Here is a 14,574-nt window from a genome sequence, read left to right as displayed (position 1 = left end):
TTTGCATTCTCACCGTAGTGCCGAGCCATGCTCGGCATTTTTGTTTGAGCCCCTCTCCCGCTTGCGGGAGAGGGGTTGGGGTGAGGGCTGCCTTACGCAGGTGAAGCCCCTGCCGAGCATGGCTCGGCACTACAGTTGCTTGTTATTTGACGCGGCGCAGGTGCGGGCCACGCTTGTTGAACGGTGGCTGCCCACGCCAGTAGCGGATCAGCAACCAGCCAAACAGCATGCCGCCCAAGTGGGCGAAGTGGGCCACGCCTGGCTGCCAACCGGTGAAGCCCAACAGCAGCTCAATCGCACCAAACACGATCACGAAAGTACGTGCCTTCATCGGGATCGGCGGGAACAACAGCACCACCCGTTGGTTCGGGAACAACATGCCGTAGGCCAGCAGCAGGCCGAACACGCCGCCGGAGGCGCCCAGCACTGGGTTGTACTCCCCGGCAAACGCAGCCACCAGCAACTGGCACAGGCCGGCGCCGACCACGCACACCATGTAATAGGTCAGGAAGCGCTTCTCGCCCCAGGTCGCCTCCAACGGCGCACCAAACATGAAAAGCGCCAGCATGTTGAAGAACAGATGGCCAAAGCTGCCATGCAGGAAACCATAGCTCAGCAGCTGCCACGGTTCGAATCCCGGTGAATCGCTGAAGACCTGCTGCGAACCCAGCGGCCACAGCATCAACTGGGTGAAGATGCCCGCCGTCTGCGGAAGCTGCTGCAGCAGGAACAGGACGACGTTGGCGATCAGCAACGTCTGGGTGATCTTGGGTAGGCGCGGGAACATGGTGGCATCCGGGGAAACTGGCTACATCATAGCCGCAGCGGCTAGCCCGGGCCCCAGATCGCCTCGTCCAGGCTGCGCGGCGGTTTGGGCCGCTTCACCCTGCCGTTCTCCACCACCACGCCCTCGGCCCGTAGCCGTTGGCTCTGCTCTCGCCAACCGCGCGAACCCTCCGGCATTGCAATGCGACCGTCCGAACGCAGCACCCGATGCCAGGGCAGCTCCGGGTCCTCATTGCTGCCCAGCAGTCGCGCCACCAGCCTTGCCCTTCCGGGCAGCCCGGCCTTGGCCGCTACTTCGCCATAACCAAGCACCTGCCCGCGCGGGATGGCGCGAATCGCCTCAAGGATGCGTGCATGCCCGGCGGCGGCACTGGCCTCAGGACTCATCGCTTCTTCGCCACGCCGCTGCCCACCAGCAGCACGCCCAGCAACACCAGCACCGTCCCGGCGCTTTGCCAAATGCCCATCGGTTCGTCGAGCAGCCATACGCTGAGCACAATCGTGGAAACCGGCCCCAGCATACTCACCTGCGCCGCCAGCGAGGAGCCAATCCGCTTGACCCCGATCATGATCGCCAGCACCGGCAAGACAGTACAGACCGTGCCGTTGAGCAGTGACAGCCAGTACACCGGCGGCGCGTACTCCCACAGCGCTGCCCAGGGCTGGAACAGCAGGTATTGGCCGATACACAGCACGCAGGCCACCATGCTGGCGTAGGCAGTCAGGCGCACCGCGCCAATCCGCGCCACCGCCTGACCACTGCCGAACAGATACACCGCATAACTGAGCGCACTGGCGAACACCAGGGCCGAGCCCATCAAGGTACGCCGGCCTTCGAGCTGGATGTCATGGCCGAAAGCCAGCAATACGCCGAGGTAGCTGACCAGCAAGGCCGCTACCTGGATGCGGGTGGGCCGTTGCTTGAGCACCACCAATGCAATCAACACCACCAACGTGGGGCTGAGATACAGGATGAGCCGTTCCAGCGTTGCGCTGATGTATTGCAGGCCAAGGAAATCCAGATAGCTCGACAGGTAATAGCCACTGAAGCCAAGCAACAGCACCCGCCAACGATCACCGACCGACAGCGGCTGCGCGCGCCGTGCCGCCCACATGCCCATGGCGATGAAGAACGGAAACGCGATCATCATCCGCAGCGCAAGCAAGGCGGTGGCATCGGCGCCATGCCGGTAGGCGAGCTTGACGATCACCGCCTTGCCGGACGCGGCGATCGCACCGGTGGCGGCCAGCAACAGGCCGCTGATCAACAGCCGACGCGAACTGGTGGGCAGTGTTGGCGTGGCCATGCTGGCCTCGCGCTGGTTTGGAGCAGTCACGCTGTTACGGCATCCGGGGGGAGATGGCTTTCCATTATGGGCGCTTCGGGATTTGGACGTGGCGGATGGGTAGCACCAAGGCCTTTACCGGAGCAGAAGCAAGATCAACTACACCCCTCCCCAACCCGCCCGGCCCGAAGGCATGGCCTTCGGTCGTTCATCAGGCCGCGCGCCAGTGGCGCGCAAGCAGACCTTCTTCACCCCCTTGCCTGCGGCAAAGGGAGGGAGCAAACGCATTGTCGGCGACTGCAGGATCAGCCTCCTCCCTTGCGCGCAGCGCAGGGGAGGATTGAGGAGGGGTGCCTTTGCGCTGTTGCTGTTGCTGTTGCTGCCCACCACCCTCAGCGCATCAGAACAACTTCCTCAGCCGAAGTCGGATGGATCGCCACCGTCTCCTCCATCTGCCTGCGCGTAACCCCGGCCTTCACCGCCACCGCAAATCCCTGCAGGATCTCGTCGGCGCCCTCGCCCAGCAGATGGATGCCAACCACCTTCTCGTCCTCGCCAGCGCAAACCATCTTGAACAGACTGCGCACTTCACCCTGCCCCAGCGCCTGCAGCATCGGCCGGAAGCGGCTGTAATACGTGCTCACCTTGCAAAAGCGCCTGCTCGCCTCTTCCTCGCTCAGGCCGACACTGCCCAGCGGCGGATGCGCGAACACAACACTGGGAACATTCTCGTAATCGAGCCTGGCCTCCGGATGCCCGCCCAGCACGCGATCCATCAGCCTGCGCGCGGCTGCAATCGCCACCGGCGTCAGGGTCACCCGGCCAGTAACGTCGCCAACCGCATAGATGCCCGGCACCGAGGTGTTCTGGTAGTCATCCACCTCGACCTGGCCCTTCTCGCCCAGCTTCACGCCTGCCTGTTCCAGACCAAGTCCTCGGGTATTCGGTCCGCGCCCGGTCGCAAACAGCACGGTGTCGAACACAGCCTGCTCGGGGCCATTGTGCAGCTGCGCGCGGATCTGCTTCTGCTGCCGCTGCAGCGCCTCCACCTTGCAGCCGAAGTGCAGCTCCACGCCCTGCAGGCGCAGGTTCTCCGCCAGCTGGTCCGACACTTCCGCATCGAACTTATCCAGCAGGCGCTGGCCGCGCACCAGCAAGGCAACCTCGCTCCCCAGGGCGCGTAGTACACCGGCAAGTTCCACCGCGATATAACCACCGCCTATCAAGGCGACCCGATCCGGGCGCGCCTGCAGCGCGAAAAAGTCATCGGAGACACCGCCCAACTCGGCCCCCGGCAGCTCGGGTTTGAGCGGATGCGCGCCGGTAGCGATGACGATGTGTTCGGCGCGGAACTGGGTGCCGTCCTCGCATTGCACCGTGTGCGGATCGACCAGGTGTCCACGATTGCTGATCCGCACAACCCCGGTTTCGTCCAGCCGCTTCTGGTAGCTGGCGTGGATATTGGCGATGTACTGCTGGCGTCGCTCCAACAGGGTTGACCACGTCAGCGCCGGTTCGGCAGGCACATCGAAACCGATCTTCCGTGCCAGTCCAATGCGCTCGGCCAGGTCCGCAGCCAGCCACATCGCCTTCTTCGGCACGCAGCCCACATTGACGCAGGTGCCCCCCAACGGCGCAGGCTCCAGCATCGCCACCTTGGCGCCGTAGGATGCTGCGCGGAATGCGGCAGCCAAGCCGCCCGAGCCGCCCCCAAGTACCACCACATCGTAATTGCGCGCGCTCACTGGAAACGCTCCACGCGATACGGCGCAGGATCGATTGCAGGCGCTTGCCCGGTGATCAAATCAGCCATCAGTTGTCCGCTCCCACTGCTCATACTGATGCCGAGCATGCCATGACCCGCCGCTAGCCAGACGTGAGCGTGCAAGGGTGAGCGCCCCAATATCGGCATGTCATCCCAGGTCATCGGTCGCCAACCGTACCAGCGCTCATGGATGACCTCGCCGATTGGCTGGCGCAGATACTGCCGCGCGGCCTGCTCCAGCGCCTGCAGACGGGTCCCATTCAAACGCCGGTCCTGCCCGGAAAACTCCATCGTGCCGCCCAGCCGCATCTGCTCAGCCCAGGCAATGACGAACACCGATCGATCCTTCAGCACTACCGGCCGACTCGGCGCCTGCACCGGGCAGCTACCGGTGATGGAATAGCCCTTGCCTGCCTGGATCGGGACGCGTAGCCCCAACCTGGCGGCCAGCCGTGGTGACCACGCACCGGTCGCAAGCACCAGTTCACCGGTATCACGGGCACCTCGATTGGTCTGCACGCGTACACCCTGCCCGTGCGGCTCGAATGACTGCACCGCGCAGTATTCTTCAACCAGCACGCCGCGCGCACGCAATACCCGTCCCAACTCGGCGGTATAGCGATCCGGGCGCAGACTGGCGTCACCCGGGAAACGGATCGCACCGATCACACCGTCCTTGAAGGCGGGCTCAGCACGAACGTAATCGCTGCCATCAATGATCTCGGTAGCGATGCCAAGGTCTGCCAAAGCACCGCATTCGGCCGCATGCGTGTCGAAATTGCGTTGCTGGCGGAACACATAATCCAAACCCTTCTCGGCGAACTCGCAATCCAGCTGGTAGCGCTGCACCCAATCGGCCAGACGTTGCCGCGAATCGTTCAGCAATGCAGCGCGCCCCTGCGCGCTGTGCAGCCAGTCCTGTCGATTGCAACGTGCGGCAAACTTGAACAGCCAGCGCCACAGCGCTGGATCAGGTCGCGGCGGGATATACAACGGCGCCTGCGGCGACAGCATCCAACGCAGCGCTCGTATCGGCACACCCGGCGCCGCCAGCGGCGGTGCATGACTAGGCGTGATGGTGCCGCAGTTGCCGTGCGAGGTCGCACCGCCAAGTTTGCCAGCGTCAATCACCCGCACCTGCCGTCCCGCTTCGGAAAGCGCCAACGCGGTGGCCAGACCGGTGGCACCGGCACCAATAACAAGTACATCGTCTTCGGGACAGTTCACCCGGTTATTTTATTGCCGCGAATGCCTCAGCGCCGCAGTGGTGGCAATTGCAAGTATGTAAACGCCCGCCACAGCCACTCCACCGGGCCGTACTGGAAACGCCGCAGCCATAGCTGGCTGAGCAGTACCTGCATGGCGAACAGAACAACCGCAAACAGCAGCTGTGAGGCACGCCCAACCTGTTCAAACCAGCCCAGCCCATAGCCGTAGAAAACCAGGGTGCAGACCAGCGACTGCCCCAGGTAATTGCTCAAGGCCATGCGCCCGGCGGGCGCCAACCATTGCAGATGGCGACTCCAGCGTACGCCCCATGCGAGGTAGCCCAGGCACATCATCAAACCGGCGACTGCCGTCAGCGCGTAGGCGCCCGCGCTGCGCATGTTGAATTGCCCCGGGGCGTTGTACGGCAGCACCCAGGTACTCAGCAGCATCACCGCCAGACCGATAGGCAGCAGCAACCAGCGCAAGCCTGCCCACAACCGCAGATAGCGACCTGGCTCGGCAATGGCGCCACTGCGCGCGAACCATGCGCCGATCAGGAACATACCCAGCACCTGCGGACCGACAACCAGCAACGCCCCCAGGGAAGCGAAGACGTCACGCAGACGTTGCGCGACCGCCTGCAGGTAGCTGCCATGCCCGTACGCCTGGCGCTGCGCCTCGATTGCCTTTGCCGCGGCAGCTGCCTGCGCACTGGCAGCATCGGCCGGCACAAGCTGCATCAAGGCGCCCAGCATCAACATCAGCACAGCTGCGCCCAGATACGCCATCGTCCCCAGCGCGGGCAACCAGCTGCGCGGCGCCTCACGGAAGGCCAGCAATACAAAAGACAGCAGCGCGTAGGCGACCAGGATGTCACCCGACCACAGCAGTAGTCCATGCAGCACACCGATGACCAGCAGACCCAGGCTGCGGCGCAGATAGAAACGGGTGAAGTCACGCCCCGCAATGGCAGCCCGCTGTGCCATCACCGCGAAGCCGGCGCCGAACAGCAGCGAGAACAGGGTAAAGAACTTGCCCTGCACGAAGACGTAGACAAAAGCATCGGCCCAGTAGTCCCACCCCTGCCAGTGCGGATCGATGCCGGTAAAGGACATGTCCATCGGCCCACTGAAGGCCTCCATGTTCATCAGCAGGATGCCGAACAGGGCAAAGCCGCGCAGCACATCCAATGTAGCGATGCGCTCATTGGCCGCAACGGGCTGGAAAGCAGAAGTAGACAACGGCGACGTCCTTCGGCGACGAGTGCGCGATTAGACCACGCCGGAACAATGTAGTGCCGAGCCATGCTCGGCAGGGGCTTGCCCAGCAACCTGTAGTGGGGGGGGGGGGGGGGGGGGGGGGGGGGGGGGGCGCGGGGGCGGGGGGGGGGGGGGCGGGGGGCGGGGGGGGGAGCCATGCTCGGCAGGGCTCTTCCGGTAAAGCCTCTGCCGAGCATGGCTCGGCACTACATGGGATGGCCCCACAACGCAGAACGGCCCGCTTTCGCGGGCCGTTCCGATGCTGCATTGCCTTGCGGCAACCGCTTAGTGCTGGTGACCGCCGTCGCCGTGCACGTGGCCGTGCTGCACTTCTTCTTCGCTGGCTTCACGCACTTCGACGATTTCCACGTCGAAATGCAGGTCCTTGCCGGCCATCGGGTGGTTCAGGTCGACGTCGACCACGGTCATGCCGACCTTCTCGACGGTGACCGCACGCGGGCCGAAGTTGGTCTGCAGGATCACCTGGGTGCCCGGGATCAGCGGGGTCTTGCCGAAGTGCTTCTTCGGCACGCGCTGGGTCATGCCCTCGCGACGCTCGCCGTAAGCATCGGCCGACGTCACGTCGACGCCGAAGCTTTCGCCGGCTTCCTTGTCCATCATCGCCGCTTCCAGGCCCGGGATGATGTTGCCGTGGCCGATCAGGATGGCCAACGGATCACGGTCCTTGGAGCTCTCGATCGGCTCATGGCCGACTTCGGAGACGGTGTAGTGGAAACGGACGACGCGGTCTTTTTCGATCTTCATGCGCAACTCTGATAAATGGCTGCCCGCTGGCAGACGTTGGGACGGCTTGTCGGCCGCCGGGGACGCCGCCATGATGACGGCCTTCTAAGGTGGCGCATTATCCGGGCTCCATGCACATCACGCCAGTTCCCCGCTTCCGCTCGTGGCGCCTGCCGGCCACGCTCCTGACCGTCGCGCTGCTGACCGCCTGCGGGCACAGCCCCCCGAAACGGGCCTCGGCACCCAATCCGGCCCGCAACTACTCGCCGGTCGCACCCGCCGACCCCGCCGCAGCCGCCTCGGTGCTGATGCGGGCCCTGGGCCTGGTTGGAACGCCGTACCGCTACGGCGGCAATACCCCGGAGTCCGGCTTCGACTGCAGCGGCTTGGTCACCTATGTCTACCGGGACATGCTGGCACTGAACCTGCCACGCACTTCGCGCGAGCTCGCTACCATCCAGGGGCCAAAGATCGCCCCCGATCGCCTGACCGCCGGCGATCTCGTGTTCTTTGGGGACAAAGGCAACGTCTTCCACGTCGGTATTTATGTAGGTGAAGGCCGCTTCGTACACGCTCCCAGCACTGGCGGAACCGTCCGCCTGGACCACCTGGATGGGGCTTACTGGCGCGATCATTACACCGGTGCGAAGCGGGTATTACGATAAAACGAGACATTGCCCACGAAAAATAACGATTATTTAACGAAATTTGTACCTATCCACACGTTTCACAGGGCATGATCGCCCATCGACTTTTTCAAGTGACTGCCGCGTGACGACTGACAACACGTCCCATCCGAGCCAGCCCAAGATTGTTACGCTCACCCTCCGCCGCCTGATCTGCGCCGCGGCACTGGCTCTAGCCAGCCTGCCAGCCCTCGCCCAGAGCGCCGATACTGCCCCGGCAGCCAAGCCGGCCGCGGCCAAGACCGAAGCACCGCGCAGCAAGGCTGACAGCGCTGCCACCGCCACACTGGCCGCACTGCTGCCGCATCTGGCCGCCAGCGACACCATTCCGCTGATGGACCGCTCGGCGATGTTTGCCGGCGATCTCAGCCGCCTTATCTCCGCCTACGACGCCTCCAAGGGTGTCTCCGCTGCCACCGAGGCAGCATTGGCCAACGACTCCGACGGCAAGGTGCAGTCCATCCTGCGCCGCGCCATGACCCTGCTGGGCACCCCGTACCGCTGGGGCGGCACCTCGCCGGACGCCGGCTTTGATTGCAGCGGCTTGGTCGGTTACGTGTTCCGTACCGCCCTGGGTGTCGAGCTGCCGCGCGTATCGCGCGAGATGGCCAGCCAGGCCAATGCCGAACTGATCAATGACCGCGCCGCGTTGGCCGCTGGCGATCTGGTGTTCTTCGGCCGCAAGGGCCGCGTTGACCACGTCGGCATCTATGTCGGCGAAGGCCGCTTCCTGCATGCTCCGAGCACGGGCAAGGACGTCCGCACCGACACCCTGCTCACCGGTTACTGGGGTGACAAGTTCATGCAGGCACGCCGCATGGCGCTGTAAGCGCCATGCTGGCAGCTACCTGCCAAGCCGCAACCTTCGGGTTGCGGCTTTTTTATTGCCCGTCCTTTCGACATCACTTTTCCTGCACAAAAGTTAATGCGAACAACGCTCCTGCCGCCTGCAACAAAGTGCCAAATACGATTGCGCATGCGTGAATCACAGGTATATGGTGACGCCGAACGGAGGAGTGACCAGGCATGGCCGCGACATCTGTGTCAAGTGCACGTTGTGTGATCTGGTTCGGAAATCCGGGGGCAAGAGAAAAAGTAATGCTGGCTGCGGATGGCTGGCAGGTGCGAACGGTACTTCCCCAACAGCCCGCCGACATTGGCATGCGCGGCGGCGATACGGTGGTTGGCCTGATCGATTTCCGCACCAGCTCGGAAAGTGAGCTGGAGCGCATCGGCAAGCTCACCGCCGAGCATCACCATATGCCGTTGTTTGCAATCACCCCGGCAACAGATGACATCGAATACCTGCCACGCCATCCCCTGCTTGCCGCCTGCCGCCAACAGTTCCCGCATCCACCGGATCTGAAGGAACTACTGCGCGGGCTGCAGGGCCTGAGCAATGAAGTGCCACGCGCGGCCAGTGAAGACGTGCTGGATACACTGCTCGGCGAGAGCGAGGTGATGCTGGTCATGCGCGCCACCCTGCGCAAGTACGCACCGGTGGACCTGCCGGTCCTGATCACCGGAGAGACCGGCACCGGCAAGGAGGTCGCCGCACATGCGCTGCACCGCCTGTCGGCACGCAACGGCAAGCCCTTCCAGGCCATCAACTGCGGCGCCATTCCTTCCACCCTTGTCCAGTCGGAACTGTTCGGCCATGAGCGTGGAGCCTTCACCGGTGCCACCGGCCGTCGCCAAGGCCTGTTTGAAACCGCACACACCGGCAGCGTGTTCCTGGATGAAGTCGGCGACCTGCCACTGGATGCGCAGACCAGCCTGTTGCGGGTATTGCAGGAAGGCACCATCGAGCGGGTCGGCAGCAATCAGCCCATCCCGGTTGATGTACGCATCCTCGCCGCCACCCACGTGGATCTGGAACGTGCGGTGGAAGAAGGCCGCTTCCGTCGCGATCTTTATTACCGCCTGAACGTGCTGCGCCTGGCGATGCCACCACTGCGCAAACGCGATGGCGACATTGAACTGCTTTCGCGCCAGTTCCTGCGCAACTTCCGCACCCGCCACCCCACCCGCGCCCGCGGCTACACCACTGAAGCACGCCAGGCAATGGACCGCTTCCCGTGGCCCGGCAATGTCCGCGAACTGCTCAACCGGGTACAACGTGCGGCCATCACCGCCGAAGGCGAGTTGATCAGCTGCGCGGATCTGGAACTCAACCAGGCTGCCAACGACGCCCAACTCAGCCAGGCGCGGAGCCGGGCCGAACGCGAAACCCTGCTGTCCTGCCTGCAACAAAGCCAATACAACATCAGCGCCTGCGCGCGACTGATGAAAGTCTCACGGGTCACCATCTACCGCATGTGCCGCAAGCATCACCTGGAGCTGGAAGCGCTGCGTTGATCGACTGCACGCAGCGCCCGCCTCCACCAGGGCTCATCCCGCGATCATCCTCACAGCATGTAAGGCAGCTTGAACGCCAGGGTAAAATCCGGCGCATCCGGGGTAAGGCCAATCCCCAACATGCTCACAAAAGTGGCCTTGGATGTCAGCGCATAGGTCACGCCCAGATTGAGCGTTCCCGCGTTGCCATCACTACCGATCACCTTCATCCACTTGCCGTTCTTGTAACGTGTACTGGCACGTGCGCTCATGCGGTCGCTGAAGGAAATGCTCAAGCTGGTGCGCTCGTTGAATGCAAACGCCACGCCGGCACCGAAATAGTACGAATCGCCCAGCGTCACCTCACCAGGATTAACCGTATCCGGATTGGCATCGATGTCGTCGAAGCTGCGCTTGAACGAACGCACATAACCAATATTGCCGAACAGGATCGCCGGGTCCGCACTCTTCACCGCCGACAGGCCGATGTTTGCCTGCCATAGACCGTTGCCGGTCGGCTGCTTGGACGGCACCGCGAAACGGATGAAGTCATCGTCGTCGCGCTCGATCACCTTCCAATCCAGGCCATAGGGCTCGCGCCCCGTCGGCGCGGTGATACCGCCGGTCAAAACGGTCTCCGGGCGCCAGCCGCGCTCGCCAAACAGCTTGTAATTGGCGCTGACGGTGACATCGCCAATGCCGGTGCCGTGGGTTTCTTCCTGCGCGATGGCCGCCGCTGAACCACCTGCGCCGCCCTTCTGGTAAATCGTCTTGCGGGCGATGTACGGCACATCCAGATTGAGGGTCAGCCGGGGATTGAGGCCCCAGCGTGCGGCAAAGTTGTAGGTGAGCGAATCGGACTCGACGTTCTCGATGGCGATGTTGCCGAGAAAGATCGCGTCCAACGCCAGGAAGCCATTGAGGGTCAGCTGCTTTCGGTCGTAGCGCGCGTAGGTGATGCTGTTTTCCAACGTCAGCTTTTGATTGAACAGCGCCGACTGTTGTTGCTTCACGTCATCAACACTGCGCCGTGCCGCTTCCTTGGCCTGCTGCGCTTCAGCCGCGCTGCTTGCATAGCCCTCGCCGGCCGGGGCCGCAGTTGCGGGCGGGGCTGTCACTGCAGTGGAAGCAGCCGCGGCCTCACCCGCGGGCAACTGCGGTGTCGGCAACACCTGTGCGGTCTTGCCACTGACCCGCGCCTGGATTGCCTGCACCTGCATGTCCAATTCCCGCAGACGCCGCACCTCCTGGGCATAGCTGGCCTTGAGTGCTTCCAGCTGCGCCACCAGTGCCCTTACGTCCTCTGCATCCTTGTTGCCGGTTGTCGCCTCCTGCGCCATCACCCGTGGTGAAGCAACAGTCAGACTCACCAGCGCCGCCATCGCCAGTCGTTTCATTGTGTCGTTCCTCTACGTTGGACTCACCAAAAGCACGGGCCTGCCCCGCGCTCACTGCCCGCCTATCCCGCCAATCCCCCGATTGAGCGTGATGGCCTGTGCCACGTTCTGGGCCAACGGCAGGTTTCCCGCCATCGACTCCCTTACCAGATCAATCTGCAGCCGGTTGCTGACCAACTGCCCGTCGCTGGTCAGCTGGACACTCTGGCCGACGCTGCCACTGCGCAGCCACTGTTGCACAGCGCCCTGCCCCTGGATGGTCAGCTGCAGGCGCGCGGCGTTGCCGTCAAAGATGGCTACCGCGCTTGCGTCACCCGACTGCGCCGTTGCATTGCCAGCGACCGATCCACCGACGCCGGGCACGACGCCATCGTTGCGTACATTCAGATGCATGACATTGCTCGCACGGTTACCATCGCCGGCGATCTGCACGCTCTGGCTGACACCGGCCACGTTGTTCAAACCGCTGCCATCGATGCTGCGTCCACTGGAATCAGGCAACGGCGCATTGACATCGGTGATGCTGACGATCGGCGTGAACGTCACCTTCGGTACGTTGCCACCTTTGCTGAAGTCCATGCCAAGCGTCATCGCGCCCTGCAGGCTCTGGCCCGTCGCGGTTTGCCAGGTCGAGGTCATGGTCACGCCGAACCACGCCACCGCGTTTCCACCCACGGTATAGCGCCCACGCATCAGGTTGAGTTCGGGATCGGGTATTTCATGCAGGCCCTTGCCTGGCTTCTGTGGTGTCTCAGCGCCAAACGCCGGCAGCGCGACACTCAGCGCCAAAGCCAGCAGGGCGAACTTGGTTGCATTCATCACAACACTCCTTCAGAACAGGTCGGCATGGCTGAAGCCAAAGTCGACCAGTTCCGCATCGGTAATGGGGCTGGCCCCCTGGCGTGCATACAGCGCGCGCGCACTGGGCCTCTCACTGGGTTGCAGCAGCACCGTATTGCGATCGAAGTCGCTACCTATGACCACGAACACCGCGCGCGAAGGCCAGGCTTCGAGAAACTCCGGCAACGGCACCACGCGATTGCCAAGGATCGGGTCAGCGACCTCGGCCATGCCATCACGTATCTGCTTGAGTACGACGAAGTGGCGAAAGCCACGTACATCCATCAGCACCAGGCTGGGGACGCGCAGGTTCATCAGCCGCTCTTCATCAATCCGATAACCGCGACCACGCATACCCAGGGATTCCACATAACGCTTGATATCCAGCAACGAAAATCCGCGTTGCTTCACCAGCTCCGGGTCGGCCACACCCATCATGCCCTCGATCACCGTCGCCTCGTCGGTGTTGAGGTGGTACGCATGCTTGAGGATTGTCGCCAACGCCGCGGCGCCGCAGCTGTAGTCGGTCTGCTGCCGCACCAGGTTACGGAAACGCCGCTCCTTCATGCTCTCGATCTTGCCGCTGTACAGCGCACCATTTGGCAACACACTGCTGAACGCCACCTCCCCTGCGTACAGCAGGCCAGGCGACAAGCTCAACGCACAAGCCAACAGCAGCGAGCGAGCAAACATAAGCGTGTTACCTCCAGGTCGCCGGAAGGTGGGAGCCCCCTCCCGGGGGAGGGGAAAGGGGCTCCCGGAACCCGGTCATTGGCGGATGGCCGGGCTTGTTACGCGAAGCCAGTGCGTCATCCACGGGGATGACGCATCCGGTTACGGCTCGTTACCGGTACCGCCGCCACCGGTTGACGGCTGTGCCACCGCCAGCGCGAGGCTGTTGGCCTGCAGGTTGCCGGTACCCGAGGACACGTTCACACCGATGTTGCCGGACGCATTGGAGAACGCCGAGCCCGACAGACTGGCGGTATTGGTCGCATTGACCGCCACCCAGTCAACGGTGGTTACCTGGCCGCTGAGGCTGGCCGTGAGATCAGCAGTTCCCATCTCGCTGAACTTGAGGTTGCCCTTCTCATCGGTATCCCATGCCATGCCACCCACGCCCGGACGGTTCGGATTGGCCACGGCACCCTGGGTCTGGTTGTCCCAATCAGAGTGACCGGTCTGGCCGCCAGCCGGATGCGAGTCACCATTCCAGTTGTCCGGATAGAAGTTGGTCTTCTGGTAGGAGTTGCCGGTGCCAGCGTACTCACCGGTGCCGCTGCCCTTGGTTGTACCAGTGACCTTGCCGCCCAGGCTTACGTTGATGGTGCTGACCATACGATCGTAGTAGCCACTGTTCTCGACCTTGTTGCCGCTCGAACTCTGGTTCGAACTGATGGTCGAAGTGGCATAGGCGGCAGTAGCGACCGAGGCAGCCAGAGCGTTCTTCTGCTCATTGTTGTTACCCGAGGTGACGTTGACGCCAATGTTGCCCGATGCGCCGGAGAAGGCGTTGTCGCCGATACCAGCTGCATTGGTCACGCCGTGGTTCCAGGTCATGTTGTTCATGCCAGCCTGGTTCACGAATACTTCGGCGTCAGCCATGCCAAAGCTGAAGGACGCATCGGCAGCGGACAGCGCCGCAGCATTGTCCTGCGTGTTGTTGTCGCCGGCAGCCACGTTGAAGCCGAGGTTGCCCGACGCCTCGGAACCCACGTCGTCGGCGATCGATGCGGTGTTGTCCAGCAAGCCGTTGCGGGCCAGGTTGTTGGAGACCGACTGACGGTTATCGATGAGTGCAATCGCAGCCGAATCCAGATCGATATTGCCGGTAATGGTCGGATCACCGGAGAAGTTCACGTCCGAGCTCAGACGGATATCCTTCTCAAGGTTCACATCAACACCGTGGTTGTTCTTTTCCTTGCGCTCGTCGGCCGAGATGTTCGAGGTCTTCTGAACGTTCTCGGTGACGGTGCTGGTGGTTTCGGTGTTGCTGCGCGTGTCAGTGATGTTGTGCGTTTCGTTGTAGCGCAGGCGGGCTGCCGCATCCAACTTCAGATCAATGTCGGTATCGACATTGGTATTGATGTTGGTGTTGGTGTTGGTATTCGTCCGCGTCTCAGTCACAGCGTGCTGGTGATTGATGTTCGCAGTCGCGTTCTGGTCATCCGCCGCATTGGCTGCCGCGCTGAGGGTCAGCGCGGAAACCGCCATGGCGAGTACATTCCATTTGATCGCTTTCATGGTGCCCTCTTCAGATTTTCT

The 14,574-nt window shown here is 63.1% G+C and carries 14 protein-coding genes; 3 read left to right on the top strand and 11 right to left on the bottom strand.

The genetic code is table 11. The features are described 5' to 3' along the window. Positions 1 to 142: 142 nt before the first annotated feature. The 7 genes from AC13FW_RS02745 to AC13FW_RS02715 form a co-directional block, all read right to left on the bottom strand. Entirely contained in the window at positions 143 to 787 is a 645-nt protein-coding gene (locus AC13FW_RS02745; protein ID WP_282272667.1) for a rhomboid family intramembrane serine protease, read from the bottom strand. Between the two features lie 41 nt (positions 788 to 828). Next, the gene (locus AC13FW_RS02740) at positions 829 to 1,173 is read right to left on the bottom strand and encodes an MGMT family protein (protein WP_482988124.1); all 345 of its coding nucleotides are present in this window, start codon (positions 1,171 to 1,173) and stop codon (positions 829 to 831) included. After that, positions 1,170 to 2,093: a DMT family transporter gene (locus tag AC13FW_RS02735; protein ID WP_482988270.1), complete on the bottom strand. Its 924-nt coding sequence runs from the start codon at positions 2,091 to 2,093 to the stop codon at positions 1,170 to 1,172. Before AC13FW_RS02735 ends, AC13FW_RS02740 begins: the two co-directional genes overlap by 4 nt. Before the next feature lie 371 nt (positions 2,094 to 2,464). Continuing rightward, positions 2,465 to 3,817 (bottom strand): glutathione-disulfide reductase, encoded by a 1,353-nt coding sequence (gene gorA, locus AC13FW_RS02730; RefSeq protein ID WP_482988123.1) that lies wholly within the window; start codon positions 3,815 to 3,817, stop codon positions 2,465 to 2,467. Further along, positions 3,814 to 5,064, bottom strand: a complete 1,251-nt coding sequence (locus AC13FW_RS02725; RefSeq protein ID WP_296246018.1) for an NAD(P)/FAD-dependent oxidoreductase — start codon at positions 5,062 to 5,064, stop codon at positions 3,814 to 3,816. The genes gorA and AC13FW_RS02725 overlap by 4 nt, the downstream gene beginning before the upstream one ends. 26 nt (positions 5,065 to 5,090) lie before the next feature. Next, positions 5,091 to 6,287, bottom strand: coding sequence for a DUF418 domain-containing protein (locus AC13FW_RS02720; protein ID WP_482988122.1), 1,197 nt, complete (start codon positions 6,285 to 6,287; stop codon positions 5,091 to 5,093). 303 nt (positions 6,288 to 6,590) lie between these two features. After that, positions 6,591 to 7,070, bottom strand: a complete 480-nt coding sequence (locus AC13FW_RS02715; protein WP_482988121.1) for an FKBP-type peptidyl-prolyl cis-trans isomerase — start codon at positions 7,068 to 7,070, stop codon at positions 6,591 to 6,593. A 110-nt stretch (positions 7,071 to 7,180) separates the two neighbouring features. Between AC13FW_RS02715 and AC13FW_RS02710 the strand changes: the two genes are divergently transcribed. The 3 genes from AC13FW_RS02710 to AC13FW_RS02700 all read left to right on the top strand — a co-directional run bounded on the left by AC13FW_RS02710 (position 7,181) and on the right by AC13FW_RS02700 (position 10,093). Continuing rightward, the gene (locus AC13FW_RS02710) at positions 7,181 to 7,714 is read left to right on the top strand and encodes a C40 family peptidase (RefSeq protein WP_296246016.1); all 534 of its coding nucleotides are present in this window, start codon (positions 7,181 to 7,183) and stop codon (positions 7,712 to 7,714) included. Between the two features lie 106 nt (positions 7,715 to 7,820). Continuing rightward, on the top strand, positions 7,821 to 8,564 hold the full coding sequence (locus tag AC13FW_RS02705) for a C40 family peptidase (RefSeq protein ID WP_282271248.1): 744 nt from the start codon (positions 7,821 to 7,823) through the stop codon (positions 8,562 to 8,564). Between the two features lie 197 nt (positions 8,565 to 8,761). Further along, positions 8,762 to 10,093 (top strand): sigma-54 interaction domain-containing protein, encoded by a 1,332-nt coding sequence (locus tag AC13FW_RS02700; RefSeq protein ID WP_482988120.1) that lies wholly within the window; start codon positions 8,762 to 8,764, stop codon positions 10,091 to 10,093. Between the two features lie 50 nt (positions 10,094 to 10,143). On the opposite strand, the gene AC13FW_RS02695 is transcribed toward AC13FW_RS02700, so the two are convergent. The 4 genes from AC13FW_RS02695 to AC13FW_RS02680 form a co-directional block, all read right to left on the bottom strand. Continuing rightward, a complete protein-coding gene (locus AC13FW_RS02695) occupies positions 10,144 to 11,469 on the bottom strand; it encodes a transporter (RefSeq protein ID WP_482988119.1) in 1,326 nt (441 codons plus the stop codon). A gap of 51 nt (positions 11,470 to 11,520) precedes the next feature. Then, positions 11,521 to 12,288 carry a hypothetical protein gene (locus tag AC13FW_RS02690; RefSeq protein WP_482988118.1) on the bottom strand — a complete coding sequence of 256 codons (768 nt, stop codon included), beginning with the start codon at positions 12,286 to 12,288 and terminating at the stop codon, positions 11,521 to 11,523. A gap of 12 nt (positions 12,289 to 12,300) precedes the next feature. Further along, positions 12,301 to 13,002, bottom strand: coding sequence for a C39 family peptidase (locus AC13FW_RS02685; RefSeq protein ID WP_282271242.1), 702 nt, complete (start codon positions 13,000 to 13,002; stop codon positions 12,301 to 12,303). 141 nt (positions 13,003 to 13,143) lie between these two features. Beyond that, entirely contained in the window at positions 13,144 to 14,553 is a 1,410-nt protein-coding gene (locus tag AC13FW_RS02680; protein ID WP_482988117.1) for an adhesin, read from the bottom strand. Positions 14,554 to 14,574 lie beyond the last annotated feature (21 nt).

It is taken from the genome of Stenotrophomonas sp. 21LCFQ19, assembly GCF_056861425.1.
Note: the sequence above shows the minus strand (reverse complement) of the source record. Positions and strands in the feature narration are given on the sequence as shown.

Excerpts from the sequence above, each read along its gene's own strand:
- AC13FW_RS02745 (WP_282272667.1), bottom strand. The coding sequence starts at position 787 with ATGTTCCCGCGCCTACCCAAGATCACCCAGACGTTGCTGATCGCCAAC.
- AC13FW_RS02740 (WP_482988124.1), bottom strand. The coding sequence starts at position 1,173 with ATGAGTCCTGAGGCCAGTGCCGCCGCCGGGCATGCACGCATCCTTGAG.
- AC13FW_RS02735 (WP_482988270.1), bottom strand. The coding sequence starts at position 2,093 with ATGGCCACGCCAACACTGCCCACCAGTTCGCGTCGGCTGTTGATCAGC.
- AC13FW_RS02715 (WP_482988121.1), bottom strand. The coding sequence starts at position 7,070 with ATGAAGATCGAAAAAGACCGCGTCGTCCGTTTCCACTACACCGTCTCC.
- AC13FW_RS02710 (WP_296246016.1), top strand. The coding sequence starts at position 7,181 with ATGCACATCACGCCAGTTCCCCGCTTCCGCTCGTGGCGCCTGCCGGCC.
- AC13FW_RS02700 (WP_482988120.1), top strand. The coding sequence starts at position 8,762 with ATGGCCGCGACATCTGTGTCAAGTGCACGTTGTGTGATCTGGTTCGGA.
- AC13FW_RS02695 (WP_482988119.1), bottom strand. The coding sequence starts at position 11,469 with ATGAAACGACTGGCGATGGCGGCGCTGGTGAGTCTGACTGTTGCTTCA.
- AC13FW_RS02690 (WP_482988118.1), bottom strand. The coding sequence starts at position 12,288 with ATGAATGCAACCAAGTTCGCCCTGCTGGCTTTGGCGCTGAGTGTCGCG.
- AC13FW_RS02685 (WP_282271242.1), bottom strand. The coding sequence starts at position 13,002 with ATGTTTGCTCGCTCGCTGCTGTTGGCTTGTGCGTTGAGCTTGTCGCCT.
- AC13FW_RS02680 (WP_482988117.1), bottom strand. The coding sequence starts at position 14,553 with ATGAAAGCGATCAAATGGAATGTACTCGCCATGGCGGTTTCCGCGCTG.